Genomic DNA, 26,787 nt, shown 5'->3' with positions numbered 1-26,787 from the left:
AAGCACGGCTTCCCATTCAAATTCTTTTTCACTGTTCATATTTTAACATGTTAGTACGCTTTTAGAAAAGTAGGAACCCTATGTATTTTCCTTTATCGGTCCCTGAGCTTACTGCTTTTCATATATCCCCTTTACTACATCGGCAAAAAGTTGATTTACTCCCCCTTCATCTGAAAAGACATCTAAATTTACCGCTACTAAAGCATACTTAGGTTTATCAAATGGAAAGTAACCTGCAAACCATTTATTATGAAGCTGCTTACCATCCTGAAATACGCCTGTTTCCGCCGTTCCTGATTTACCCGCAACCGTGTAAGGAAGATCCTGAAACCATCTCCCGGTCCCTTTCTCTTTTCTAACAACTTCTCTTAATAGCTGTTGCAGTCTTGATGCAGTATAAGGAGATAAACTTTCCCCGTCTAGCTCTTGTTTATCAAAAGAGTAAAAGGTCGTTCCATTTTTGTATTGAATATCTGATACGATTTGTACACTTTCCTTCGTCCCTCCTCTAGCAATGGTAGCCATCATATTGGCAACAGCTAGTGGTGTAACTCGAACTTCATGTTGGCCGATACCTGTTAATGCAACAAAGTTTTTGTCCTGTTTTGCTTCCGCATTAAGAAACACTCTCCCCTTTTCTTCTCCACTAAACTGCTGAAAATCTGCTGAATGAAAAACACTTCCTTCCCAGCCAACTAAACTAGTTAAGGATAATTTCTCGGCATATTCTTCGATTAAGTTCTCATCTATGTCTTTTAATTCTTTTGCTAATGTTCCAAATGTATTGTTACAGCTAACAGCAAAACTTTCTGTAAAATTTAGCATCCCATGCTGATAATTTGGGTCTGGGTCACCGTTAATCTTTTTACTACAATTGAATTGCCTATTAGGGTCATCCAATTTGTTATCAATTGCGGCAGCTGCGATGACGGTTTTAAAAACAGATCCAACAATTTGCTGTTTCAGCATATAGTTATTTACTCCGTCTGTCTGATATGGATTTGTTTTATTTATCTTTGGTCTTGACACCATGGCTGCAACAGAATTATCCTCGAGATCCAACAGAACAAGTCCACCCTTCTTTATGCCTTGTTCATCCACTAATCTTTCAGCCATCTCTTGTAATTCCGTATCAATCGTAGTTCGAACATTGACAGGGTAAAAAGGATTCGCTGGTTCTACATATTTAACATTTAAGCCAAATAGCGGTCCTCCTTTTGCATCTACATGGTAAACAAGCTTTGATTCCCCATCTGGCAACAGAAATTCATCAAAACTTCTTTCCAATCCGGTTAAGCCAATTAATGTATTACTTGATAGTTCTCTATCTGGATAACGCTTTTGAAGTTCTTCGTAGTTTTGTCCAGTAATACCAAGCAATTGTTCAGCCATATTGTTATTGATATGAAATTTTTTCTCCGCAGCAAATACACCTGGTATTTTTAGCTTATTGATAGCAGACATTTGACTGCTTGTTAATTCTAAAGGTTCCTTACCTCCAAATACTACTGGATCTTCGGCATCTACTATACTTTTCTTTACATTGTATTCACTTGTCCCAATAATATCCGCTACTTTTTTGCTATCCCAATCCATTTTATTTAAAAATGGAAATAATATTAAAACCGCTTTTGTCTGATGTGTTAGAGCATCCCCATTTTTATCAAGAAAGGTTCCCCGACCATTGTCTAATTCCATTTCCTGAGATCTTTGCTTTACACTTGCTTCCACCAAATTAATATTATGCTTAGTAAAATGGTTTGTCTCTACTAACTGAACTTGTATTAACCGACCAAGCAAAACACAAAGGGCAAATAAAAAAACAATGCCAATGCCAACTATTCTTTTTCTCCACATAAAAAACACCTCATCAAGAGTGTTGACGAGGTGTCTCCTTTATAAACAAGTCATGATAACTTTTTATATTGTTACCAACTTATTTAAATCATACTTATTTAATTGTAACGATTTGTACATTCATTTCTCCACCTGGAGTTTGTACAATTACCTTGTCTCCAACTTTTTTTCCGAATAAGCTTTTGGCAATTGGAGAATCGTTAGAAATTTTCCCTTCAAACGGATCTGCCTCCGCACTACCAACGATGGTATATGTTTCTTCCTCTCCATCTGGAAGCTCGATAAAGGTTACAGAGCTTCCAAGAGAAACTGTGTCACGATCAAGTTCGTCTTCAGAGATTATCTTTGCATTACGAATCATATTTTCAATTGTCGTAATACGACCTTCGACAAATGCTTGCTCTTCTTTCGCTGAATCATACTCTGAGTTCTCAGATAAATCTCCGAAACTACGTGCAATTTTAATACGTTCTACTACTTCTTTACGTTTTACCGTTTTTAATTGCTCTAATTCCTGTTCTAATTTTTCTTTACCTGCTAATGTCATTGGAAATTCTTTTTCAATTGCCAAAATCTTCACTCCTTCAAGTATGGGATTAATAGAAAAAATAACATATATGCTCTTCTAAAAGCCCCTAATAAATTATGTATTAAAGATACTAGCACGACAACTTTGGATAGACGCGCTTTTTTCTAATAGAATGAGTTTAATACGGATTGAGGAAAAAAGAAAGCATTTTCTACCAGATTAACCGTTCTGTTTAAACATTTTTTTTTTGATTAGTGGTTTTTGTTGAAAATTGATTCCCTTTAATGAAGTTCACTTTGTTTCCTCCATTGCCTTCTAACACTCTATTCCTCTTCTTCCTGTTATCTTAACTTATTGGTACTTACATAATCATTATTGGGAAAAATGAAGCTGGGATCAAACTAAATAGTAAATCTATAAAGTCGGACTCTCTAAATGCTTTTGTCCCAGCCTAAATTTATCTAAGTACTTTTTAATGAATACTATCTATTGTTTCATAAAAGCGATTTTTGTTCAAGAATTGTTTGAATTTTTGTAACCATCAAGTCAATTGCTACATGATTATGGCCGCCTTCTGGAATGATAACATCTGCATATCTTTTCGTTGGTTCTATAAATTGATTATGCATCGGGCGAACTACATTTACATATTGTTCAATCACGGAGTCAATGGATCTTCCTCTTTCTTTGATATCTCTCATCAATCTTCTGATAATACGCAAATCAGCGTCTGTATCCACAAACAGCTTCATATCCATTAAATTTCTTAGACCTTCATCTTCTAAAATTAAAATACCTTCAACAATAATTACATCCTTTGGCTCAACTAGTATCGTTTCCTCTGAACGGGTATGCATGGCATAATTATATACAGGCTTTTCCACTGACTCATAATTTAATAATTTTTGAATGTGGCTTATTAATAACTCCGTATCAAATGCGAGAGGATGATCATAATTTGTTTTCAATCTCTCCTCAAAAGGTAAATGAGATTGATCTTTATAATAATAATCTTGTTCGAGCATCAAAATGGAATGTCCTTTAAAATGGTCAAATATAGCTTTTGTCACACTTGTTTTTCCAGAACCGGAGCCACCTGCGACACCTATTACTACTGGTTTCGGCTGCATGCTAATTAAAGCTCCTTTCGCATCATATTATTTGGATAAACAGGGTGATCCACCTTGAATTTAACAATCTGTAACGGATGTCTTGCTGCATCGATTTCGTTGCCATCTGCATCCCAAATTTTTTCAACAACCATTGTAAAATTATCGATTTCTGGACCGAAAAATTCGACTTCCTGCCCCTGTTTAAAGAAGTTTCTTTGTTGTAATGTTACCATTTTTGTATCTTCTTGATAATCCAGCACTAAACCAGCAAAGTCAAATGTAGTCTTTTTGCTATGATTTCCAAACATTTGCTCTTTATACCCTGGCTGTCCCTCAAAGAAAGCAGGTGCTGTCTCTCGATTTGCACATTTATCCAGTTCTTTTAGCCACTCCTCTTGAATGATAAAGTTGTCTGGATCAGCACAATAAGCATCAATAACTTTACGATATACACTAACAACTGTTGCTATATAATGAATAGATTTCATTCTACCTTCAATTTTCAAACTATCAATACCTAGTTCAATCATACGAGGAATCGATTCAACTAGTTTTAAGTCTTTCGGGCTCATTGCAAAAGGGGCATCCCCATCCGTAAATAAAGCCTGTTCTTCTTCTCCCTCTAGCTTGTATAAATCATAGTCCCAACGACAGGATTGACAGCAACCACCACGATTTGAATCTCTAGCAGTCATATGATTACTTAATGTACAACGGCCTGAATAAGCGATGCACATCGCACCATGGATAAAGGTTTCAATTTCAATATCTACTTTTTCTTTCATTTCTTTTATTTCATCAGCACTTGTTTCACGAGCAAGCACAACACGTTCTAATCCTTCTTCCTTCCAATATTGAACAGCCTTCCAATTTGAAAGAGATTGCTGTGTACTTAAATGGACCTCAATTTCCGGTGCTACTCGTCGACAAGTTTCAATGATTAAAGGATCGGCAACTATTATTCCGTGAACACCTGCTGCCTGTAAACCTAATAAGTAATCTTCCAATCCATCGATATTTTCGTTATGTGCAAAAATATTAGTTGTTACATATACTTTCGCCTGATATTTCTTCGCAAACTCCACTCCTTCTTTCATTTCTTCAAAAGTGAAGTTTCCAGCATTCGAACGAAGTCCATACTCTTGCCCACCAATAAATACAGCATCTGCCCCGTAAGCAACAGCGATCTTTAATTTTTCTAGATTACCAGCTGGTGCTAATAGTTCCGGTTTCTTTATAATTACTCTTTTTCCATCTCTTATTTCAGAAATAGGATCTTTAACTATAGTCATTTCCCTTCTCCTCCATTTTTTAGTAAACCGTTTCTTTAAAGAAAAATCCTGTATCTAATGGTCTATTAGGTGGTTGAATTTTTTCTATTTCAGCAAGTAAATTATCTTTTTCTTCGTCATATTGACCTGGATTATTTAAGTACATGGATATTGCTTTATGATAAAAACCAGTAACTGCAATAATATATGCTGAATCTTTTAGAAGACCATCAATTTTAAAAGAGTCAACGCCAGCTTCTATAAGGTCTTGAAGCTCATCAATAATACAAATATCATTTGGACTCATAATATGCGTACCATTTTCGTCCTGAAAAATAGGGTATTTATTTGCTCTTTCTTTATCATGAAGAAATAAATTCTTATCCGTTTTGCTCGCTTCCAATTCCACTTCTTTCCCTTGATATTGGAAATAGTGTTCTAGCAAAGTACGTTTTGATTGAAACATTGTTGCCATTCCATGAACCTGAATTTCTATTTCTACTTCTGCGTTCTCTTTTGTTTCAATAATAGCATCCATGCTAATTTCTCTCGCCAGAACTGCTCTTTTCGCTCCTTTTCGCCCCCAGTAATTACACGTATACCAGTTCGTTCCTGTCGTTTCTGTACTCCAGTGTAATTTCAAGCTTGGAGCTACTTCTCTAGCAATCATTAAAACAGCTGGATCTCCATAGATAACAGCATCTGCTTTCACATCATTTAAAAAACGAAGATATTCTGTTACATCCTCTATTTTATCATTATGAAAAATAGCATTTACAGCTACATAAACCTTTTTTCCTCTTTGGTGAGCTATTTCAATCGTCTTTTTTGTTGCCTCACGATCAAATTCACCAGCTAATCTCAAACCAAATTTTTGCTCACCAATCACAAATGCATCTGCTCCATTATCAATAAGTGGCTCAATATCATTTATGCTGGTTGGCGTTACTAGTAATTCCGGTTTTTTCATGATTATCCCCTCTTTTTACTAATTGCAATACCGTCTCCGACAGGCAAAATCGCTGTGTGGTATTCCTGATTTTCCATTAGCCATTGATTGTAATTTCTTATTTTACGTACTAATTGGCGAAGGTTTCTACTCTCTATCTCCCTTTCTGCAACTAAGCCATGAAATAGTATATTATCTGTATATACGATTCCGTCAGCTGATAAAAATTGGCTATATAGATTAAAAAACTTTTGATACTGTCCTTTTGCTGCATCAATGAAAATGGCATCAAACGGTCCATAATGTTCTACAGCGGAATCGAGTTCAAGGGCATCACCTTGCAATAAGATTATTTGTGATTCCTTTTTAAGCTTTTTTACATTTTCTTTCGCTACTAAATACCGGTGTTCGTCTCTTTCAATCGTTAATATTTGAGAAAACGGGAGTACCTCTGCCATTCTTAATGCGGAATAGCCAATTGCTGTACCAACCTCCAAGATTTTTTTAGGCTGTTGAATACGCAATAATTGTAATAATGCTTCTATTCCTACTAACTCCATGATTGGAACTTCATTTTGTCGAGCATACTCTTCTATTTCTCGCAATTGCTCATTTCTTTCTGGAATTAATTGTTCAATGTAATCCAGGATTTGTTTATTTTGCAAGGATGAGTCCCTCCTATTTTCCTTAAAGCCCTATCCTTTTTTGTCTTCTACCTAAAAATAGTTAGCTTCTGAATAAGAACCTAACAACTCATTAAATGTGTATGAAATTCGGGTAATTGACTAATATATACTCAAAAACACTTGTACTATTTTATCATAAAATATTGTTGAATGCTAATAAATCTTCGGTTATCAAAGGTAAACACCGTATAATTTTGACGAATTTTCGAACAATCTAGGATGGAAATCAAAATAGATTAAACTAGACAAAAAGACTGCAGCAATTTTTTTGCCTGCAGTCTCTTTTTTAATTATTCTCTGTAATATATTTAGCTTTCAATTCATTATGCTCATTAAGCGATTTAGAGAAGTATACTTTCCCATCTTTCGAAGCTAGAAAATATAAATAATCGGTTTCTTCCGGATGTAATGCAGCTTCCATGGAAATCGTTCCAGCATTCGCAATTGGGCCAGGCGGTAAGCCTACATTTTGATAGGTATTATATGGAGAATCTACCTCTAGGTCTTCATAAAGCACTCTATCCTTATGTTCACCTAATGCATAGAGGACAGTAGGATCTGTTTGCAGAGGCATGCCTTCTTCAATCCGGTTATAGAAGACACTTGCAATTTTTTTTCGATCCACATTTTTTGTAGCCTCTTCTTCTATTAAAGAGGACATTGTCAAGAATTGATGAACAGTTAAATCATCTCTTGCAATCTCCGTTTCATATGCATTTACGACACTTTCTGTTTTATCAAGCATGACAGAGATGATTGATTCTAGTGTTGGTTTTTCTTCATAATAAGAATATGTGGCGGGGAATAAATATCCCTCAAGTGGATACTTAATATTTTTCGCCCAAATTTCTGTTGTCAGAATATCAGGATACTGTGCCATTAACCCCTTGATAAATGTCTCATCATTTAATTGCTTCCAAATTTCTTCTTCTTTTTGATTTGTTTTCTCTGCAATAATAGCAGCTATTTCCTTGAGCTGTTTGCCTTCAGGTATTGTCATAGTAAAAATTGGCTCCTGCATAATCTTGCCTGTTTTTAAGCTTTCAATGATTTCCTGAATCGTCATGGAAGGATTCATGTGATACTCCCCTGCCATAAAATTCGACTCATTCTTAAATTTTACATAATATTTAAACACCTTCGCATTTTTTACGAGTCCATTATCTTCCAGCAATTGAGAAATAGTGCTTACACCAGAACCAATTGGAATATCAATAATAATTTCTTTATCACTGTCAGAACTAACAGGCTGAAGTGCTGATTTTATATAGAAATAACCAGAAGTCCCTACAACTGCTACAATTATAATCAATATAAGGGCAACGATCGCCACTATTCTTCTTACTAATTTCGCTTCTTGTTGTCTCTGATTTAAATTAGCTAAAAATAACTCTTTCTTACTCTTTGAAGCATTCTTTTCGTCTTTATTTTTAGTCAACCTTTTCCCTCCTTGACACACACCAATCAAACTTTTTTACATATCTCGACCTATTATACTATATTTTGCAAAGAAATTTGTAGCTTTTATCAAAATTTACCTGTCGATGGGAGGCTAACATAGCTGGATAGTAACTTAACATCAGATATTTTCCGATACTATGGCGTTTATTATGCTGATTTGAAATCGAAGGATCGCTCTATTTATTTACATAGACTGATAGTCAAAAATGTAACAATTTATTTAGAACAAAGCAAAAAAAGAGCCCTAAATGGACTCTTTTTAACCGTAAATTATTCTTCTTCTTGTTCTGCAAGGAATGTGTTAAGCATTTCTTCAACAAGATCCCATTCTTCTTCAGTTTCAATTGGAGAAAGCTCACCGTCTCCTGTTTCCTCGTTCGGAATGAAAGAAGATGCGTGGATATCGATTTCTTCATCGTCATCTCCTTCGCCCATAGGATAGTATAATACATATGATTTTCCGAATTCATCCGATTCAAATGTAAACAGAATCTCACATAATTGTTCATTACCTTGCTCGTCTACAACTGTAATTGTATTAGTTTCACCGTGTTCCATTATTTCCACCTCATTATTTTTGGCTGTCTAAATACCCTTGCAAGATCAAGGATGCAGCCATTTTATCAATAACTTTTTTGCGTTTTTTCCTACTAACATCTGCTTCTAAAAGGATTCTCTCAGCAGCCATTGTTGTTAGTCGTTCATCCCAAAAAATAACTGGCAATTCAAATCGCTCTTCTAAAAGCTTACCGTACAATTGGCTAGCTTCACCACGAAAGCCTATACTACCATTCATATTTTTGGGAAGTCCAACCACTATTTTACCTACATCATACTCAACAATCAAGGATCCAATGCGTTCTAGACCAAATCGTTCTTTTTCTTCATCGATTTGAATCGTTTCAATTCCTTGTGCTGTCCATCCTAAAGCATCACTAACAGCTACTCCAACTGTTTTTGAGCCAACATCCAAGCCCATTACTCGCATATGTTTATTCCTCTCGTTGCTGTTTTAAATAAAACTTCACAAGTTCCTCAATGATTTCATCACGCTCTAATTTTCTGATGATATTCCGCGCATCCATATGGCGGGGAATATAAGCAGGATCCCCGGAAAGCAGATAACCAACTATTTGATTAATCGGATTATACCCTTTTTCTTGAAGTGCTTCATATACTTGATAAAGTACTTCTTTTACATCATGTTCATATGGTTCTTCTGGAAAATTGAATCTCATTGTTTTATCGAATGAGCTCATTTTGAAACACCCCATTTCCTTTTCGAACAATTTCTGTTAAGAGTTATCTACATTTTACACTACTTGTCCCTAATATCAAACGGATTTCACATAATCTTCTACAAAATCTAGGGCATCCTTTAATTTAGATGGATCCTTCCCGCCTGCTTGAGCCATATCTGGACGACCGCCACCGCCGCCGCCGCAAATAGAAGCCACTTCTTTAACAATCTTCCCTGCATGATAGCCTTTATCCATTAAATCTTTCGTAACACCAGCGATGATATTTACTTTTCCTTCATTAGCACTTCCAAGAACTAATACAACAGAGCCAATTTTTTGTTTTAATTCATCTGCCATTGTACGTAAATTATTCATATCAACATTTGGTATTGATGCTGCTAACACCGGCACCCCATTTACCATTTTTACTTTTTCTACAAGATTTCCTGCTTCTATATTACTTAGTTTTGCAGCAAGCGATTCATTTTCACGTTGTAACTGCTTTACTTCAGTAAGAAGACTTTCAATTCGTGTAGCAACATCCTTTGGACTTGTTTTTAATTTATTTGCAGCATCTTTTAATAAATGAATTTGATCTGTTAATTGTTGATATGCTGCTTGTCCAGTTACTGCTTCTATACGTCTAGTTCCTGCACCGATTCCTGCTTCTGATACAATTTTAAATAAACCGATTGCTGAAGTATTGTCTACATGACAGCCACCACATAGTTCTAAGCTATATGAGCCCACTTGAACAACACGGACGATTTTACCATATTTTTCACCAAATAGAGCCATCGCACCCATCGCTTTTGCTTCATCAATATTTTTATAATCAATTTGTACCGCGATGCTTTCCCAAATTTTTTCGTTAACGATTTTTTCTATTTCATCTAATTCCTCAGCTGTAATTTGTCCAAAATGAGAGAAATCAAAACGTAAACGATCTGGTTGTACAAGGGAACCTGCTTGATTGACATGTGTTCCTAAAACATCCTTTAGTGCCTGATGCAATAAATGAGTAGCTGTATGGTTTTTAACAATTTTGGAACGATTTTGGCGATCTACCGTAGCCTTTAATTCATCTTTAACCATAATGGCTCCTGATTCAATCGTTCCTCTATGCAAGTTTTGACCATTAGGTGCTTTTTGAACATCTTCTACCCGTATGGTTACATGTGTTGATTTCACAATTCCCTTGTCAGCAATTTGACCGCCGCTCTCAGCATAGAATGGAGTCTTATCTAAAATAAATTGAATTTCGTCACCAGCTTCTGCTGACTCCACTTCTTCTCCATCCTTTAATAAGGCAACTATTTTTGCTTCTGTTTCCCACTGTTCGTAGCCAACAAATTGACTTTCTACCTTGATATTCCCTAAAACACCACTTTGAACTTGCATACTGTCTACTTCTTGACGAGCTTTTCTTGCGCGATCACGCTGACTTTCCATTTCCCTTTCAAAACCTTCATGATCAATGCCAAGACCTTGTTCTTCCGCATATTCCTCTGTTAGTTCAACTGGGAAACCATAGGTATCATATAAGCGGAAAATATCTTCTCCTGCTATTACGCCCTTTTCCTTTGCTTTCTCCATTACTTCAGAAAGGATTGCAAGACCTTCATTTAATGTTTCATGGAAACGTTCTTCTTCACTTTTCATTACTTTTTGAATGAACGGTGTTTTTTCCTTTACAGTTGGATAATAATCAACCATGATTTCTGCAACCACTTGAACTAATTCAAACATAAATGGACGATTAATGTTAATTTTCTTTGCATAACGTACTGCTCTACGCAATAATCTTCTTAAAACATAGCCTCTTCCTTCATTTGATGGAAGTGCTCCGTCTCCAATCGCAAAAGCAACCGTACGTATATGGTCTGCGATTACTTTAAATGCTTCATCACTTGAAGCATTCTCTCCATACTTAGCGTTTGCCAATTGTTCTGTAGCTTGTATAATTGGCATAAATAAATCTGTATCGAAGTTTGTAGGAACATTTTGAACAACAGATGCCATACGCTCCAAGCCCATTCCAGTATCTATATTCTTCTTTGGAAGTGGAGTATAAGTGCCATCTGGATTATGGTTAAATTCAGAGAACACAAGATTCCAAACCTCTAGATAACGGTCATTCTCTCCACCTGGGTATAATTCTGGATCATTAATATCGTCGCCATATTCAGGACCACGATCATAGAAAATTTCTGTATTAGGGCCACTTGGACCTTCTCCAATATCCCAGAAATTCCCTTCTAAACGAATAATTCGGTTTTCTGGTACACCAATCTTATCTCTCCATAAGAGATATGCTTCTTCATCTTCGGGATGAATGGTTACAGATAATTTTTCTTTGTCAAAGCCAATCCACTTCTCATCAGTCAAAAACTCCCAAGCCCATTCAATCGCTTCTTCTTTAAAATAATCACCAATCGAAAAATTACCTAGCATTTCAAAGAATGTATGATGACGAGCTGTTTTCCCTACGTTTTCAATATCATTTGTTCGGATAGACTTTTGTGCATTTGTTATTCTTGGATTTTCTGGAATTACCCGACCATCAAAATATTTTTTCAATGTAGCAACTCCACTATTAATCCATAATAAAGATGGATCTTCATGGGGAACTAAAGACGCGCTTGGTTCAATTGCATGTCCTTTGCTTTGGAAAAATTCCAAAAATTTACTTCTGATTTCTGCACCAGTTAAATTCTTCATCACATTTCCTCCTATTTCTCTGTATGTATTTTTTTGCAAATATAGAGTTTAACCTTTTTTCGGCATAAAAAAAACTTCCATCCCTGGACAGGGACGAAAGTATTGCTCGCGGTACCACCCTGATTATGGATAAAAGTATACGAAGATACTATAAATATATTATCCATCTCTCAATTGTCCTTAACGCGGAACACGGCAGGGATTAGCTGCATTCAAGAACTAGCTTTCAATTATCCTTCACTGAGAACTCCTTTCAGCCAAAGGGAATTCCTCTCTTTACAAGTGGTCTATAATCTACTTTTTTCTTTCATCATTTTATCCATATATGCTTCATTCGAATTATACTGATTATTAGGCAGTATTGTCAATATCGGTCTATTTATATACGTTTTATTTCCGCCTCTTTTTTCCCAAAGTGTTTTCTCATATGGATAATTGCTACTTTAGCTATAGATAATAGCGGAACAGCAACAATCATGCCAATCAATCCTCCTATTTCCTCCCCTAAAAGAAGAGCAAACATAATAAATAGTGGATGCATATGGGTGCTTTTTCCCACAATGTAAGGGGATAAAATATTTCCTTCAAGAAACTGCAGAATAATAATGATGATGACCACAATAATCAGCATTTTAACCGAAACAGTACTTGCTACAATTAAAGCAGGTATCGCACCAATAATAGGTCCAAAATACGGAATAACATTTGTCACTCCTACAATGATTCCTAGTACTAGTGCAAACTTCATATGAAAAAACCAAAATAGTACCATGGAAATGACACCAATAATTGTACAAACTAATAATTGTCCTCTTATATAGCTACCTAATGATTCGTTGACATCCTCCAAAAAGACATGAGCACTATTGCGCCATTTTTTGGGGATTAATCCATTAAAAGCTTTTCTTACCGCATCAATATCTTTAAGCATGTAAAAAGAGATAAATGGAATAAGCATAATGACAATCGAATAATTGATCATTGCCATCGCCCCATTAATTACCTTATTCACAAGGGATTCCATCTTTGTTTCAAATATGCTGATTCCTCGGTCAACTCTTTCCTGAATATTAAATGGCCAAGATTCCATTTTATCTTGAATCGAGTCAATGAGATCTTTATATTGTTCTGCAAGCTTGGGAGCACTTTCTGTCAGTTCTTCCAGCTGCTGTATAAGAATGGGGATTCCTTTATACAAGGCATATCCAATTCCACCGAAAAAAAGCATATAGATAAGTGCTACAGATAATCCTCTATGTAAACCTTTTTTATGAAGTATCTCTACAATAGGATGCAATAAATAGGTAATAAATGCTCCAATGATAAAAGGAGTAATTACTTTTGTGATAAGACTTAAAATGGGTAACCATAATGGTGATAATTTTATGAACACAAATAACACAATAAAAAGCAATAATGTAAATCCTAATCGGTAATACCATTTTATTCTTATGTCCATTTCCTTGCCTCCCTCCTAAACTATTGTGAGAGATAGAAGGAATTTTTATACACTTTCTAATCCATATCCTTCCGTTCAATAAAAAAGACTGTAGATTTTCGAACAACTCTACAGTCTTCCTCCTATACATTAGAACATTTTCATTACTTTTTTTTGCATTCTTTTTACTTGCTTCTGACTTAGCATATTATTTTTTTGCATATAGCTTATCGCTGCTACTCCAGCGCCAATAGCTAGAGCTGTGTTTATCGCTTTACCCATTTTACTATGCACCCCTTTTAATAGAAGAGAGCGCCAATCCTAAATTTGAGAAGAACCTAGCTTAATCGACGCTCTTCTTCTTCAAATAGATCGTCTAAAGAACTTAAACTACCATCTTCTTCAACTTGATGTGTATGAATAATCCCTTTTGTTAGCGATAATTCAATAAAGCAATTCCAGCAGTAGTATTGATTGATTCCAATTTTTCCAATATCTTTGCTCTGGCAATTTGGACATTTGAGCATAGGAAAACACCTCATTATATTCGTTTCATGAAATTCCGAAACACAGGAATTTCCAGGTAAGCATTCCCATTATGCTCAAAACAGCATCCATTTATACCAGAATTTCTTAGGAGTTGGCGATTATTTCATGGAAATTTAGAATCGTTCTGGAATATTCGAAGAAGAATAACATTACTATTTTTCGCTTACGAGTTAAAAACATGTAGGGCAAACTTTGGCAAAAAAAAATCCCCTAAAGAGGGAATTTCATTTTACCGCATTATACTTCCATAAAGTCATATGGAGTTATATTATCCATGCCGATCATTGGGTCAATCTCATTGATTTTGCCTTCGTACAATAAATCAAAAGAATTCTCTGTGGACAGCTCTGCCTTTTCATCTGGTTTGTAGACATCTGCAAACATTTCTTTGATTTTTTCTTTTAAGGTCGTTTGACGATTTAACTCGTCATTTCTGCTGACGCCTAGTTCCATCGCTTCTATTTCACCGCAAAGAATTAAGAATTGTTTACTTCTTGTGATGCCCGTATAAATGAGATTTCGTCTTAACATCCGATAATAGCTTTTAACTATTGGCATAATGACGATTGGAAACTCGCTTCCTTGTGATTTATGGACAGAACAACAGTAAGCAAGCGTTATTTGATTCAAATCCTGTCTCGTATACGTCGCTTCTATGCCATCAAAAGAGACAATAACCATATCTTGTTTTTCTGTATTTTCCTTCGCATAAAAAATCGATACAATTTCCCCCATATCACCATTAAAAACATTGCTTTCTGGTTGATTGACAAGCTGAAGTACTTTATCACCAATTCGGTATGTAACCTCTCCAAATTTCAGCTCTTTCCTGGTGCCATCAGGATTAGGATTTAATATCTCCTGTAATATGGCATTCAATCGATCGATCCCCGCTGGTCCTCTATACATCGGAGCCAATACTTGTATATCCATAGGGGCAAACCCTTTATTTTTGGCATTTAGAACAATTTTTTCAATCGCTTGCGGAATCTGATTGGAAGAGCATTTTATAAAGGAGCGATCTCCCTGTGGTGTAAGTAAATTGGCTGGCAGCTGTCCTTTTTTCATTTCATGAGCCAGTTCGATAATCGAAGAGCCTTCTGCTTGGCGATAGATATCTTTCAATTTAACAGTTGGGATGCAAGCTGAATCAAGTAAATCCTTTAGTACTTGTCCAGGCCCTACGGATGGAAGCTGGTCTTCATCCCCTACTATTATCACTTGAATATGTTCTGGTAAAGCTTTAAATAATTGATGAGCTAACCATATATCAACCATCGACGTTTCATCCACAATGAGAATCTTTCCCTCAAGAGGATGATCCTCATCTCGCTCAAATGTACCTGTACCATTCCACCCTAATAAGCGATGAATGGTAACTGCCGGTAAACCTGTAGACTCTGCCATCCGCTTTGCTGCTCTACCGGTAGGTGCAGCAAGAATAAAAGGATAAGGCTCATCATTTTTATAATCTTTCGGATCCAAAGAACAGCCATGCAATTCTCCATACAATTCAACAATTCCTTTTATTACTGTCGTTTTTCCTGTACCAGGACCCCCTGTTAATATAAGCATCGGAGACATCAACGCCGTTTGAATTGCTTCTCGTTGGGATGGGGCATACTGGACACCAATACGATCCTCCAAATTTCCTAATGCTAGAAGAAATTCCGACTCTGGAAATTGGTCTTTGTACTCCGACTGTTCCATTACTCGCTTAATATTTCTTACAAGTCCTTTTTCTGAGAAAAATAAGGAAGGCAAATATATTTTCTTATTTTCGACTATAATTTTCCCTTCTTCTTCCAACTGGATAATTTGATCTGCTATTTGCGAAAATTCAATCTCCTCTTTTTGATTTTCTTCCAGTAGTGTTTTCACTTTTTCTAGCAAATGTTCAGCATGAAGGTAAACATGTCCCTCTTGATTACTGCTTAACTCTAAAATATATAAACACCCTGCTTTTAATCGGTCAGGGTGATTTCCTATAATCCCTATTTGTGCCCCTAAATCATCCGCTTTACCAAATCCTATCCCTTCTATATCTTCCACCAATTTATAAGGATTGGTCTGCACAGTTTCTATTGTATTTTCTTTATATACTTGATAAATTTTCATTGATAATTGTGGACCAAATCCAAATTGATTGAGCGAAACCATTGCTTGTTCTAAGCCCTGGTTTTTCATTAGCGTATCATATAATACCTTTGCCTTATCTGGAGCAAGTTTAGGCACCGTATCCAAAATGGACGGCTGATTCATAATTTTAGAAATTGCTTCTTCTCCCAATGTTTCTACAATATTTTCAGCAGTTTTTTCCCCAATCCCCTTAAACAGATTGCTGGATAAATATGCGATGATTCCTTGCTTTGTCTGTGGCATCTCTTTTCGAAAGGAAGTTGCTTGCAGCTGTAGCCCAAATCTTGGATGCTCTTTAAAATCACCATAGAATGTATAAGTTTCTTCCTCATTCATCTTTGGCAAATAGCCTGTAATAACTGCTTCTTTATCATCGTAATCATGATTGGTTTCGTCTACTCTTATTCTTATAACAGAATAGAGATTTTGTTCATTATGAAAAATAGTAACAAGGTGACGTCCCTTTATGTACTTTTTTTCTTTTTCAAAAAGATCCAAAGAATTTTGCTCGTTCAACTGTCATCCCCCTTTCACTTTTTACTTTGAAAATTATTTTCCTTCTATTATTTGCTTCCCATAGCCAGCAAGAAGATGATCTGGCTGAATTTCTAGAGCCTTATCAAACATTTCTTTTGCTTTCTCTGACTCTTCTTTAAAACCATATGCAACCCCTAAATTATAGTATGCATCAGCGTGAGTAGCATCTAATGAAATACATGCTTGAAATTGCGTGATTGCCTCATCGATATATTCACTTTGTGCTAGGCAAAGACCTAATTGGAAATAAGCCTCAGCATCTTGATTATTTAATTCAACTGCACGTTGAAAATAAGGAATAGCAAGCTTCCCCTTTTCTAAACCAACATATGTTAATCCTAGCATAAAGAAATTATCACTTGTTTCTAATCCCTTTGCTAGTGCTTGTTCAAACATTGTTTTAGCAGATTCCAAATCTTCTTTCTCATAGTAAACTGCGCCTGCACTATAATAAGCTGCAGCAGTAGTATCATCTATTTCAATCGCCTTTTGATAAAAGGACAATGCTCTTGTGTCATCTCCTAAAGCTGATAAGACATTTCCAAAATTCACATAAGAAACAGCATTTTGGGGATTTTTCTCTATTTCGTCCATAAAAAACTTTGCTGCTTCCTCCCATTTTCCCTCTTGCATATATTGTATTCCTAATTGACTATTATCCATCTTAAACACTCCATTTCTTATTGGTAGTATAGCATATTTTTAAATAAAATTCGGTTAAACAACAGCCAAAAGAAACTAGCAAATATCCTTAAAGCAGTGGATATTGCTAGCTTCCTTTGACTTTTCTAAAATAACTGCCGACTAACTATTATTAGCCGACACCTATTATTACCCAACATATGTTAATCTTTCACTATCTCGGAACACTTTATCAATCGTTCCGCCACCTAAGCATTCTTCTCCTTGATAGAATACGACTGCTTGTCCTGGAGTTACAGCACGAATTGGTTCATGGAAAATAACTTTCACCGTTTTTTCATCGATAACCTCAACCGTCACTTTATTGTCTGGCTGACGGTAACGGAATTTAGCTGTACATTCAAAAGATGTACCAATTCTATCGTTCGATACCCAGCTAACATTCGTTGCAATAATGCTGTCAGAATAAAGTAATTCATGATGGAATCCTTGTCCAACATATAGGACATTTCGTTGTAAATCCTTGCCGATTACAAACCAAGGATCTCCACTTCCACCAATGCCTAAACCATGTCTTTGCCCAATTGTATAATACATAAGTCCATCATGGCGGCCAACTATTTCTCCATCCATTGTTTCCATATTCCCTTTTTGAGCAGGAAGATATCCACTTAAGAATTCTTTAAAATTACGTTCTCCGATAAAGCAAATACCTGTACTGTCTTTTTTCGTAGCAGTTGCAAGATTTGCTTTAGCAGCAAGTTCGCGAACCTTTGATTTTTCCATTCCACCAATAGGAAACATTACTTTGCTTAATTGTTCTTCTGTTAATTGATTTAAAAAGTACGTTTGGTCTTTATTATCATCTTTCCCTCTAAGCATGCGCACTTGTCCATCTTCTCTAACAACTTGTGCGTAATGTCCTGTTGCTAAATAATCTGCCCCAAGACTCATCGCATGCTCTAAGAAAGCTTTAAACTTAATTTCTTTATTACACATAACATCAGGGTTAGGCGTTCTACCTGCTTTATACTCTTCTAGGAAATAAGTAAATACTTTATCCCAGTATTGTTTTTCAAAGTTTACTGCATAATAAGGAATTCCTAGTTGATTGCAGACGCGGATAACATCTTCGTAATCTTCTGTAGCTGTACAGACACCAAATTCATCTGTATCATCCCAGTTTTTCATGAAAATTCCGATTACATCATATCCTTGTTCTTTTAAAAGAAGTGCTGCAACAGACGAGTCAACTCCACCGGACATCCCTACTACAACACGTGTATCTTTTGGTGCTTTTTCCATTTCTATTTCCCCTTCAGCCCTTCCCTTTTCATGGAAGGGAAGGTTATTATTTTGTCAGACGGTTAATGATTTTAACTAACTCATGACCGACCTTTTTTATTTGTTGTTCTGTATTATTTAAACCAAAGCTAAATCGAATCGAATTTTTTGTTCTTTCCGATTCTTTTCCAAACATACTCACTAAAACATGGGATGGTTCAATTGATCCAGCCGTACATGCTGAACCACTAGAGGCAGCAACACCAGCTAAGTCTAGATTAACTAACATCGCTTCAACATTTGTACCAGGAAAGCTTAAGTTTAAAACATGTGGTAGGGTATTATCAACTAATCCGTTTTGCTCAAACGAAATCTTATTTTCCTTTAAGATTTCAATCAGCATTTCCTTATATTTTTTATATTGCTCTCTCTTCTGTACTCTATCCTGTTCAGCAATTTCTACCGCAAGCTGAAAGCCAGCTACAGAAGGTACATTTTCTGTCCCAGCTCTTCTTTTTTTCTCTTGCTCTCCACCAAATAGTTGGGGATTAAGCTTTATACCGTTTCTTACATATAAAAACCCTATTCCTTTAGGTCCGTTAATCTTATGAGAAGATACAGATAAAAGATCGATATGCTGTTCTTTCACATCAATTTCTTCTAAACTATAGGCTTGTACAGCATCTGTATGAAATACAGCTGGATGATCTTTTAACATTAAACCAATTTCCTTAATTGGCTGAATGGAGCCTACTTCATTATTGCCATACATAATAGTAACAAGAATGGTATCTTCTCTTAATACCTTTTGAAATTCATTTAAATCAATTACTCCATTTTCGTTTACAGGAAGATAAGTAATTTCATAGCCTTTTTTCTCTAATTCCTGGCAGGCATGCAATACAGCGTGATGCTCGATTTCTGTCGTAATAATATGTTTTCCTGTAGCTTCTTTGCTCTCTGCAATTCCAAAGATTGCGTAATTATCAGCCTCTGTGCCACCACTTGTGAAAATAATTTCATTTTCATGTGCACCAATGCTAGAAGCAATTACTGCTCTTGCATTATCTAAAATATTTCGCGCCTGTCTTCCATAAGAGTGAATACTAGAGGGATTTCCAAATTGGTCTTTCATGATTTCATACATTCTGTCAATTACTTTTGGATGCATGGGCGAAGTCGCCGCATGATCCACATAAATATGTTCCAAGTTATTCACCTTCATTTAGTTAGTTATCTTTTGTAATCACTATTTACACATATTTTGTTGTTTTTACAGGTTCATGTAAAAACCAGTCCGTGCCATACGTTTCAAATACTATCGAAATAAAATAATTTCAAAAAATTTTTATATATAAAACATATAACCATCCGTACTGCCATCTTCTTTGTGATTAGCGAGGTCTTCAATTGTTGTTGAATCCAGCACATCCTTTACCGCATCTCTGATTTTCATCCATAATGCTTTTTTGGCTGGTTCCTCATCTTCAATTCCTTCTACTGGGCTAATAGGTCCTTCTAATATGCGGATAATATCTCCAGCTGTTATTTTATTTGGATCATCTCCTAAAACATAGCCGCCATAAGCTCCGCGAATACTGCGTACATATCCTGCGTTACGCAATGGTGCAACTAATTGCTCCAAATAATGTTCCGAAAGATTATTTGCTTGTGCAATGGACTTTAAAGAAATCGGTCCTTCTCCATGTTTCTTTGCTAATTCCATCATAATCGTTAATCCATATCTTCCTTTAGTCGATATCTTCATTATTTTGCCTCCCGCTCCATTTTCGGTTGTTGAATGTTTTTCCCTGTTCTCACGTTTCGATTCAATATATAGGCCGTCCATTTTGTACACTGTGGAATACTCCACCCGGCAATTCTCCCTATTAAGATAGCATAAATAATGGTTCCCCATGAAACCGGTCCACCTAAGATCCATCCTATTATTAAAACCATGGCTTCCATAAATAATCTAGTCTTCGCAATGCTTCCACCAAATTTTTCAGACAAGACAATCATTAAACTATCTCTTGGGCCTGCCCCAAGTTTTGCAGAGATATAGATTCCCATTCCATATCCCATTATGATTAATCCTATTAAAAACATGATCCATCTGTTAAATAGTGCCGATGGAGTAATCATAATAGGAAGAAGCAAAAAGAAATCAATAAATATTCCTACTAGCACCATATTTAATAGTGCTCCAAATGGCGGGAACTTTTTAGAAAGAATGGCTGCAATTAATAATATAAAAAATCCGACTATAATTGCCCAGCTACCAATAGTTAAGCCAAATTGAATATGCAATCCAATATTTAAAATGTCCCAAGGGGCTGATCCTAAATTTGCTGTAATAACTAAAACAATACCTAATGACATAATCAAAAGCCCTAAAATAAAAATGATTAGTCTTTCAACTGGTTTATCCTGTCTTATTAAAGATTTCATTTGCTGCCCCTTTTACTTTTCCTATATTATGTGTTTCTATCTGTCTAATTACCATTAAGCATTATAGCATATTTACTAATGAATTGTTGAGAAGAAAACCTAGTCTCCGTTCAATATCCAGTATAATTATTTTATTTCCTATCTATTCAATAGGGTATCATATTTTTTCCGTTTCTATCTAATCAGCGGATTATTGTATTTCTATTTAACCTGCTTTACTATTATTTTTAGTTATGGCATCTCCTCATCCATGGAAAAAGAAAGAATTTCTTCTCTGAAAAAGAAGAAATTCTTAATGGTTATTGTTTTTCTTCCATTATCCTAATTGCTGATAAAACCATAATTTTTATTCCATGAAGCAAGCTATTTAACTGAAAATGCATGTCTGGATGATGGAGACCTGGCTCTAAATCAGTTCCTAAGCCAATCATTGTTGTTTGAAGATGGCTATTTGCTTTCGAATAATAATGAAAATCTTCCCCACCAGGTGTCACCGGTGGTTTAACTAACCCTTTCTCGCCAAGGATCTCTTTAATGCTCTTAGCTACTATCCCTTCCATCCATTTATTAGGATTTGCTGCAGGCATTTCTGATAATAATTCTAATTCTACTTTTGCACCATTTACTTCTCCAGCTAATCTTATTTCGCTTTCTAGTTTAGCAATAAGTTCCTCCATTGCCTCATTCGTTTGTGCTCGAACATCTAGTCCAAACTCCGCATAATCTGGAATAATATTAAAATTCTTTCCTCCCGCTTGAGCAAATGTTAATTTTGCCGATGCCGGAATAACCGGATTTAACGGGATGGAACGAATAGCTAAATTAATTGCTGTTAGGCTATCAATCACATTTATTCCTAAATGAGGTCTTGCTGCATGTGCCTGCATTCCATAAATTTTCCCTTTAATGCTTGCTGCTGCTCCATGATAAATAGCTGGAGAGCATTCGCCAAATCTCATTTCCTGAATTGGTCGTACATGTAGCCCTAATAAATAATCCACATCTTCTAAAAGTCCTTTATTGATAAAAGAAATCGCGCCACCACCAGTCTCTTCTGCTGGCTGAAAAAAGCATTTAATGCTAGCTGTTGGTTCTACGCCTAATGCCTTTAAACATTTTAATGTAAAAATTAAAATAGTCGTGTGTGCATCATGACCACAGGAATGATTTGCTTTCCATTCTCCGTTCACTTGCTGCCATAAAGCATCCATATCTGCGCGAAGACCTATGACAGGTCCGTTTCCATCCCCAAAAGAACCTACTATTCCTGTCTGATCATCAAATATTTCATAAGGAATCGATAGCTTCTCTAATTCACCCTTTATAAATTTTGTGGTTTCTATTTCTTCCCAACTTATTTCAGCATTTTCATGAAGATAGTGATACATTCCCAATATATTCTCTCTTTGTTGGTCTACCCAATGGTCTATTTCTTCCCGCATTTTCACCCTCCTATTGTTATTCCACTACACAATTATTATTGATTCCTTAATTATGAAAGTTTTTTGTTAAACAGAGCTAACAATATAATAGTTCACTAACTTATTTGTTGTTTGAAATGATTTCACCTTATACCCCTTTTTAAACAGAAGCATAAATGCATCTCTTAGTATGAAACGCCACTTTTCTGCTATCATAAAGTTTCTTTCTTTTATCATATGTATATTGTTTGGAACAGGAATCTTATAATAATCAACTTGTTCAGAAATTGTTTCTAACGAGGAGGGGCTAGGTATATCTTCAACCATCTTCCATGAAACACAAGATTGAATTTGCTCTTCTAGTGGAACATAATCAACAGAACTTTTTTTAAGATCCCATTCTAATACAAATCTGTCAGAAGGTAAGCCACCATTTAATTCATCATTCATTATTCCGTAATGATTAGGATAATAGGTTTTTACTATCCCGCCAAGTTTTGCAATATTAAGATAGGCATTCCTTGATTCTAATGGATCAAAAGTCCATATGATTTTTTTGTATCCCTGTCTTAATGCTAGTTCTTTTTGCTTTACTTTCATCTTATAGCCTAATCCACCATCTCGAATTTGTTGCTTAACAGCCATCATATGTGACACTAGATAGGCTTCATTTTGATAAAATCCAGGAAACCCATAACAAAAGCCAACTAATTCTTCCTTCAAAAACACTCCAATGATGATTCCGCCGTTATGAAGAGAAGCGACTAAAAATGGATAAGGCGTTGTATTCTTTTTGTTCCAAATGTCATCTTGAAATTCTACGACCTTTTGTATGTCTTTTTTATCGGTGACCTCTCTTATTATATAGGGATGCATCCATCATTTCCCTCCCAATCTCTCATACGGTTTTACTTTCATAAACTTTCGTAGTTAACAAGTATTTATTAATGACTTCCTTATTCAACTTAAAACCAATACCATCACCAGTCGGAACATCAATCTCTCCTGGCCTAGACAAAGTAACCTCTGGAAAAATAATATCTTCTTTCCAATATCGATTAGATGCAGATGTGTCTCCAGCGATTGTGAAAGAAGGTAGGGTTGTAATGGCAATATTGTGGGCTCTTCCAATTCCACCTTCCAGCATCCCTCCACACCAAACTGGAATGCTATGTTTTTCACATAAATCATGTATTTTTTTGGCTTCTGTCAGTCCCCCAACACGACCAATTTTAATGTTAATAATTCTACAGCTTCCTAGTTCAATCGCTTTGCGTGCATCTTCTACCGAATGAATACTTTCATCTAAACATATAGGGGTTGCAAGCTCACTCTGTAATATCGAATGATCAATAATATCATCATAGGCTAACGGCTGTTCAATCATCATTAATTTAAGTGGATCCATTTCTTTCAGTCGCTCAATATCTGCTAGCGTATATGCAGAGTTAGCATCAGCCATTAAAGGAATATCGTAGCCAAATGTTTCCCGAATTTTAGTCAATGGCTCTAAGTCATATCCTGGCTTAATTTTTACTTTGATCTTTTTATAGCCTTCCGATAGGAATCGATCCACTTTTGATAGGAGCTTGTCTGTCGTCTCTTCGATACCTATACTTACTCCTACAGCAATGGATGAGCTTACTCCACCCAGTGCTTTTGAAAGAGAAATCCCCTTTTTCTTACTATATAAATCCCACACAGCTCCTTCTAATGCTGCTTTTGCCATATTATTTCGTCTAATAGGCGCAAATCTTTTAGTAACATCATCTGGATGATTAATTTCCTCTTTTAACAATAGTGGAATTAGAAATGCATCTAGCATATAGGAAACAGTTCCTGTTGTTTCTTCACTATAGGTTGGATCTGGCAAAGCAACAGACTCCCCATACCCAATGTGCTCGCCACTAAATATTTTTATAATGAGAAAGTCCTTCTCTAAGAGTTTCCCAAAGCTTGTCTCAAAGGGACTCACCAATGGCATTTTTACATGTTGAACTTCTATTTTATCGATTTTCACCTTTTCACGACCTTCTCTTCTATTCTCTTTCTTCTATTTTAATAGTTATTTGAATTTTGTGTACACTTTTCATTCGATTTTCGAAATTTTTTCTAGTAAAAAGGACGTTAACATTTCAGACAAGTCAAAAAAGGATAGAAAATCTTATCTATCCTTTTTAAAACCAGCTAATTTTTCATAAATTGCGCCAAGTTTCTTCTCTTCTCCTGCTTCTGTTGGATGATAATACTGTGTTCCTTTGAGCTTCTCTGGTAAATATTCTTGATCGACCCAACCACCAAATGTTCCAATGGGATGGTCATGTGGGTAAATATAGCCAACATGTCCTAGCTTTTTGCTTCCTTCATAATGTCCATCTCTTAAATGCATGGGAATATCTCCAACTCTGCCACTGCGGACATCTGCTATTGCTGCATCTAATGCTTTATAGGCAGCATTGGATTTAGAAGATAAACACATCTCAACCACTGCTACAGATAGAGGAATTCGCGCTTCTGGAAGCCCTAATCTTTCACTCGCTGTTACAGCCGCTAATACATTATTCCCGACAGATGTTTTCGCAAGGCCAATATCTTCATAGGCAATTACGAGTAATCTTCTATTTACTGCCACCAAATCTCCTGTTTCAAGTAAATGGGCCAGATAGTAAAGGGCTGCGTCGACATCACTACCACGGATGCTTTTTTGAAGACTAGATAAAAGGTTATAGAAATGCGAACCTTTTTTATCGCCAAAAACGCCAACCTTTTCTATCATTTGGTCAATTGTTTCATCCTTGATAGTAAAAATGCCGTCCTCTTTATCTGATGAATAGACAATAGACTCTAGAAGAGTTAATGATTTTCTTGCATCCCCATTTGTACCTTTTGATATTCGCTTAATTTGCTCCTCACTAATTTGAATGGAAAGATTTCCTAGCCCTCTTTCTTCTTTTAAAGCTCGATGCAATAATTCTTCTATATCGCTATCTGTTAATCTTTTTAACTGTTTAATTTGTCCACATCTGCTTCTGATCGCAGGGTTCACATCATGATAGGGATTTTCTGTTGTTGCACCTATTAGAACAATATCCCCTCTTTCTACATGAGGTAATAAATAATCCTGCTGGGCTTTATTAAAACGATGAATTTCATCTAAAAAAAGAATGACTTTACCTGTCAATCTTGCTTCATCCACTACAGCTTCTACATCTTTTTTTCCTGATGTAGTCGCATTTAGTGCAATAAAGGGAAGCTTTGTTGTACCAGCAATGGCAAAAGCAATCGAGGTTTTGCCAATTCCAGGTTCACCATATAGAAGCATAGATGGAACATGTCCATTTTTAATCATTTTATATACACTTGTTGTTTTACCAATAATTTCTTTTTGACCAACTACTTCATCAAGATTAGTAGGGCGCATTCGATATGCAAGTGGTTCCCCGTTCATTTATACACCTTCTTGTTTAACTTCTTTCATTTATTATATCGTAAAAGAAGAATAGAAGAAAAAAGAATGAAAGCCAAAAGAACCTTCATTCAAAAAATTATGCTGCCACATCTCTCTTCTTAAATACCCAAAAGGCTAAACCAATGAACACAATAAAGTAAACGGATAGCATAATAATGGAGAAAGTCAACGTCATACCGCTTATCAATGGTGTTCCTTCAAAATACTGTGTCAAATCTGTATTAGCAAACAATAAAAATTTAGCCCAATCAAACCAATTGGCTAACAATACGGTTACTGTACTCCCCATAAACATTAAGAAAATGGAAATACCGATTGCAAGAGAACTGTTCCGGAAAACTGACGATATCATAAACGCCATCGTAGTAAGCATAAGGAGACTAATTGAATTTAGCCCATAAAAACTAATTAAATGAAGGAGCATGCTTTGTTCCTTCACTATCCCATTAGAGTAATGTAAATACGGATATGCATCATCTGGAAGACCAAATAAAATAGCTCCTAGAATAAACGAAAAGGCAAACACGACAAGTATGGATAACAAACCGAATAGCAATACCGTTAAATATTTGGATAGTAATATCTTCGTTCTCTTCAAAGGTCGGATAAGCAGAAGCTTTACTGTCCCCCAATTAAACTCATTTGCGACTATTCCAGCAGCTATAATAATCATAAATAAACCGGCGATACTAATTAACTGGATACAATCAGAAACAAAATCCCATGCAGAATACTCTACATTTGTACTATAATCATGCTTTATTCGATACTCATTTATCGTCATTTCCTTTGTATAATATTCTCTCATTTCGGTTGGAAGATGTTCATCCTCAAGCATTTCTTGGTAGCGTTTATTTTCCAATTCAAGACCATGCTTCCAGTTTTCATTATCTGGAACAGAAAATCCGCTAGATTGATATTTATTAAATGCTCCAAATAGTAGAACAGCAAGTAATAAGATACCAATCATCACTAGTGTTGCTGGACGTTTCCAAATTTTCATCCATTCATTCCTTATTAACTGAATCAA

At 35.7% G+C, this 26,787-nt stretch carries 25 protein-coding genes and 1 other annotated feature; all 25 genes read right to left on the bottom strand.

Translation table 11 applies throughout. The features are described from left to right. Nucleotides 1-108: 108 nt before the first annotated feature. The 25 genes from ACTNDN_RS00690 to ACTNDN_RS00570 all read right to left on the bottom strand — a co-directional run bounded on the left by ACTNDN_RS00690 (nucleotide 109) and on the right by ACTNDN_RS00570 (nucleotide 26,787). Nucleotides 109-1,857: a peptidoglycan D,D-transpeptidase FtsI family protein gene (locus ACTNDN_RS00690; RefSeq protein ID WP_349204601.1), complete on the bottom strand. Its 1,749-nt coding sequence runs from the start codon at nucleotides 1,855-1,857 to the stop codon at nucleotides 109-111. Nucleotides 1,858-1,951: 94 nt separating this feature from the next. Next, nucleotides 1,952-2,428 (bottom strand): transcription elongation factor GreA, encoded by a 477-nt coding sequence (greA, locus tag ACTNDN_RS00685; protein ID WP_031538886.1) that lies wholly within the window; start codon nucleotides 2,426-2,428, stop codon nucleotides 1,952-1,954. 452 nt (nucleotides 2,429-2,880) lie between these two features. After that, complete coding sequence (gene udk, locus ACTNDN_RS00680; RefSeq protein WP_031538884.1) at nucleotides 2,881-3,516, bottom strand: uridine kinase; 636 nt, start codon at nucleotides 3,514-3,516, stop codon at nucleotides 2,881-2,883. Nucleotides 3,517-3,521: 5 nt separating this feature from the next. Beyond that, nucleotides 3,522-4,790 (bottom strand): peptidase U32 family protein, encoded by a 1,269-nt coding sequence (locus ACTNDN_RS00675; RefSeq protein WP_031538882.1) that lies wholly within the window; start codon nucleotides 4,788-4,790, stop codon nucleotides 3,522-3,524. Between the two features lie 19 nt (nucleotides 4,791-4,809). After that, nucleotides 4,810-5,739 carry a peptidase U32 family protein gene (locus ACTNDN_RS00670; protein ID WP_031538881.1) on the bottom strand — a complete coding sequence of 310 codons (930 nt, stop codon included), beginning with the start codon at nucleotides 5,737-5,739 and terminating at the stop codon, nucleotides 4,810-4,812. 2 nt (nucleotides 5,740-5,741) lie between these two features. Then, a complete protein-coding gene (locus ACTNDN_RS00665; RefSeq protein ID WP_031538880.1) occupies nucleotides 5,742-6,383 on the bottom strand; it encodes an O-methyltransferase in 642 nt (213 codons plus the stop codon). 307 nt (nucleotides 6,384-6,690) lie between these two features. Next, on the bottom strand, nucleotides 6,691-7,842 hold the full coding sequence (gene mltG, locus ACTNDN_RS00660; protein ID WP_031538879.1) for an endolytic transglycosylase MltG: 1,152 nt from the start codon (nucleotides 7,840-7,842) through the stop codon (nucleotides 6,691-6,693). 293 nt (nucleotides 7,843-8,135) lie between these two features. Further along, nucleotides 8,136-8,423, bottom strand: coding sequence for a DUF1292 domain-containing protein (locus ACTNDN_RS00655; protein ID WP_031538878.1), 288 nt, complete (start codon nucleotides 8,421-8,423; stop codon nucleotides 8,136-8,138). Nucleotides 8,424-8,436: 13 nt separating this feature from the next. Then, on the bottom strand, nucleotides 8,437-8,853 hold the full coding sequence (ruvX, locus tag ACTNDN_RS00650) for a Holliday junction resolvase RuvX (protein WP_031538877.1): 417 nt from the start codon (nucleotides 8,851-8,853) through the stop codon (nucleotides 8,437-8,439). A gap of 4 nt (nucleotides 8,854-8,857) precedes the next feature. Next, complete coding sequence (locus tag ACTNDN_RS00645; protein ID WP_031538876.1) at nucleotides 8,858-9,124, bottom strand: IreB family regulatory phosphoprotein; 267 nt, start codon at nucleotides 9,122-9,124, stop codon at nucleotides 8,858-8,860. A 75-nt stretch (nucleotides 9,125-9,199) separates the two neighbouring features. Continuing rightward, nucleotides 9,200-11,827, bottom strand: a complete 2,628-nt coding sequence (gene alaS / locus ACTNDN_RS00640) for an alanine--tRNA ligase (protein ID WP_441130440.1) — start codon at nucleotides 11,825-11,827, stop codon at nucleotides 9,200-9,202. Between the two features lie 86 nt (nucleotides 11,828-11,913). Further along, nucleotides 11,914-12,147, bottom strand: a binding site (T-box leader). Nucleotides 12,148-12,206: 59 nt separating this feature from the next. Beyond that, on the bottom strand, nucleotides 12,207-13,286 hold the full coding sequence (locus ACTNDN_RS00635) for an AI-2E family transporter (RefSeq protein ID WP_031538870.1): 1,080 nt from the start codon (nucleotides 13,284-13,286) through the stop codon (nucleotides 12,207-12,209). 129 nt (nucleotides 13,287-13,415) lie between these two features. Beyond that, nucleotides 13,416-13,547, bottom strand: a complete 132-nt coding sequence (locus ACTNDN_RS00630) for a YrzQ family protein (protein ID WP_081836690.1) — start codon at nucleotides 13,545-13,547, stop codon at nucleotides 13,416-13,418. Nucleotides 13,548-13,603: 56 nt separating this feature from the next. Then, on the bottom strand, nucleotides 13,604-13,792 hold the full coding sequence (locus ACTNDN_RS00625) for a hypothetical protein (RefSeq protein WP_016202904.1): 189 nt from the start codon (nucleotides 13,790-13,792) through the stop codon (nucleotides 13,604-13,606). A 259-nt stretch (nucleotides 13,793-14,051) separates the two neighbouring features. Next, nucleotides 14,052-16,469 carry an SF1B family DNA helicase RecD2 gene (gene recD2, locus ACTNDN_RS00620; protein WP_251627480.1) on the bottom strand — a complete coding sequence of 806 codons (2,418 nt, stop codon included), beginning with the start codon at nucleotides 16,467-16,469 and terminating at the stop codon, nucleotides 14,052-14,054. A 33-nt stretch (nucleotides 16,470-16,502) separates the two neighbouring features. Further along, complete coding sequence (locus ACTNDN_RS00615) at nucleotides 16,503-17,153, bottom strand: tetratricopeptide repeat protein (protein ID WP_031538867.1); 651 nt, start codon at nucleotides 17,151-17,153, stop codon at nucleotides 16,503-16,505. Nucleotides 17,154-17,321: 168 nt separating this feature from the next. Beyond that, a complete protein-coding gene (mnmA, locus tag ACTNDN_RS00610; RefSeq protein WP_031540594.1) occupies nucleotides 17,322-18,437 on the bottom strand; it encodes a tRNA 2-thiouridine(34) synthase MnmA in 1,116 nt (371 codons plus the stop codon). Between the two features lie 46 nt (nucleotides 18,438-18,483). Next, entirely contained in the window at nucleotides 18,484-19,626 is a 1,143-nt protein-coding gene (locus ACTNDN_RS00605; RefSeq protein WP_441130436.1) for a cysteine desulfurase family protein, read from the bottom strand. 138 nt (nucleotides 19,627-19,764) lie between these two features. After that, complete coding sequence (gene cymR / locus ACTNDN_RS00600) at nucleotides 19,765-20,184, bottom strand: cysteine metabolism transcriptional regulator CymR (RefSeq protein WP_031540596.1); 420 nt, start codon at nucleotides 20,182-20,184, stop codon at nucleotides 19,765-19,767. After that, a complete protein-coding gene (locus tag ACTNDN_RS00595; protein ID WP_031540597.1) occupies nucleotides 20,184-20,867 on the bottom strand; it encodes a YczE/YyaS/YitT family protein in 684 nt (227 codons plus the stop codon). Before ACTNDN_RS00595 ends, cymR begins: the two co-directional genes overlap by 1 nt. 299 nt (nucleotides 20,868-21,166) lie before the next feature. Continuing rightward, nucleotides 21,167-22,309: a M20 peptidase aminoacylase family protein gene (locus ACTNDN_RS00590; protein WP_035416894.1), complete on the bottom strand. Its 1,143-nt coding sequence runs from the start codon at nucleotides 22,307-22,309 to the stop codon at nucleotides 21,167-21,169. A gap of 66 nt (nucleotides 22,310-22,375) precedes the next feature. After that, nucleotides 22,376-23,164, bottom strand: coding sequence for a GNAT family N-acetyltransferase (locus ACTNDN_RS00585; RefSeq protein WP_035416896.1), 789 nt, complete (start codon nucleotides 23,162-23,164; stop codon nucleotides 22,376-22,378). A 22-nt stretch (nucleotides 23,165-23,186) separates the two neighbouring features. After that, on the bottom strand, nucleotides 23,187-24,308 hold the full coding sequence (gene menC / locus ACTNDN_RS00580) for an o-succinylbenzoate synthase (protein ID WP_031540600.1): 1,122 nt from the start codon (nucleotides 24,306-24,308) through the stop codon (nucleotides 23,187-23,189). 144 nt (nucleotides 24,309-24,452) lie between these two features. Next, the gene (locus ACTNDN_RS00575; protein ID WP_031540601.1) at nucleotides 24,453-25,736 is read right to left on the bottom strand and encodes a replication-associated recombination protein A; all 1,284 of its coding nucleotides are present in this window, start codon (nucleotides 25,734-25,736) and stop codon (nucleotides 24,453-24,455) included. A 97-nt stretch (nucleotides 25,737-25,833) separates the two neighbouring features. After that, entirely contained in the window at nucleotides 25,834-26,787 is a 954-nt protein-coding gene (locus ACTNDN_RS00570; RefSeq protein WP_235247723.1) for an ABC transporter permease, read from the bottom strand.

Source organism: Niallia sp. HCP3S3_B10 (assembly GCF_052064465.1).
Classification (GTDB): Bacteria; Bacillota; Bacilli; order Bacillales; family Cytobacillaceae; genus Niallia; species Niallia hominis.
The sequence above is the reverse complement of the archived record's forward strand: the minus strand, read 5'-3'. Positions and strand labels throughout refer to the sequence as shown.

What these genes read in the sequence shown, in the direction of transcription:
- ACTNDN_RS00675 (WP_031538882.1), bottom strand. Translation starts at nt 4,790, where the DNA reads ATGACTATAGTTAAAGATCCTATTTCTGAAATAAGAGATGGAAAAAGA.
- ACTNDN_RS00575 (WP_031540601.1), bottom strand. Translation starts at nt 25,736, where the DNA reads ATGAACGGGGAACCACTTGCATATCGAATGCGCCCTACTAATCTTGAT.
- cymR (WP_031540596.1), bottom strand. Translation starts at nt 20,184, where the DNA reads ATGAAGATATCGACTAAAGGAAGATATGGATTAACGATTATGATGGAA.
- ACTNDN_RS00590 (WP_035416894.1), bottom strand. Translation starts at nt 22,309, where the DNA reads ATGCGGGAAGAAATAGACCATTGGGTAGACCAACAAAGAGAGAATATA.
- ACTNDN_RS00645 (WP_031538876.1), bottom strand. Translation starts at nt 9,124, where the DNA reads ATGAGCTCATTCGATAAAACAATGAGATTCAATTTTCCAGAAGAACCA.
- ruvX (WP_031538877.1), bottom strand. Translation starts at nt 8,853, where the DNA reads ATGCGAGTAATGGGCTTGGATGTTGGCTCAAAAACAGTTGGAGTAGCT.
- ACTNDN_RS00690 (WP_349204601.1), bottom strand. Translation starts at nt 1,857, where the DNA reads ATGTGGAGAAAAAGAATAGTTGGCATTGGCATTGTTTTTTTATTTGCC.
- udk (WP_031538884.1), bottom strand. Translation starts at nt 3,516, where the DNA reads ATGCAGCCGAAACCAGTAGTAATAGGTGTCGCAGGTGGCTCCGGTTCT.
- ACTNDN_RS00670 (WP_031538881.1), bottom strand. Translation starts at nt 5,739, where the DNA reads ATGAAAAAACCGGAATTACTAGTAACGCCAACCAGCATAAATGATATT.
- alaS (WP_441130440.1), bottom strand. Translation starts at nt 11,827, where the DNA reads ATGAAGAATTTAACTGGTGCAGAAATCAGAAGTAAATTTTTGGAATTT.
- ACTNDN_RS00585 (WP_035416896.1), bottom strand. Translation starts at nt 23,164, where the DNA reads ATGCATCCCTATATAATAAGAGAGGTCACCGATAAAAAAGACATACAA.
- mnmA (WP_031540594.1), bottom strand. Translation starts at nt 18,437, where the DNA reads ATGGAAAAAGCACCAAAAGATACACGTGTTGTAGTAGGGATGTCCGGT.
- ACTNDN_RS00630 (WP_081836690.1), bottom strand. Translation starts at nt 13,547, where the DNA reads ATGGGTAAAGCGATAAACACAGCTCTAGCTATTGGCGCTGGAGTAGCA.
- ACTNDN_RS00635 (WP_031538870.1), bottom strand. Translation starts at nt 13,286, where the DNA reads ATGGACATAAGAATAAAATGGTATTACCGATTAGGATTTACATTATTG.
- ACTNDN_RS00615 (WP_031538867.1), bottom strand. Translation starts at nt 17,153, where the DNA reads ATGGATAATAGTCAATTAGGAATACAATATATGCAAGAGGGAAAATGG.
- ACTNDN_RS00595 (WP_031540597.1), bottom strand. Translation starts at nt 20,867, where the DNA reads ATGAAATCTTTAATAAGACAGGATAAACCAGTTGAAAGACTAATCATT.
- ACTNDN_RS00655 (WP_031538878.1), bottom strand. Translation starts at nt 8,423, where the DNA reads ATGGAACACGGTGAAACTAATACAATTACAGTTGTAGACGAGCAAGGT.
- ACTNDN_RS00625 (WP_016202904.1), bottom strand. Translation starts at nt 13,792, where the DNA reads ATGCTCAAATGTCCAAATTGCCAGAGCAAAGATATTGGAAAAATTGGA.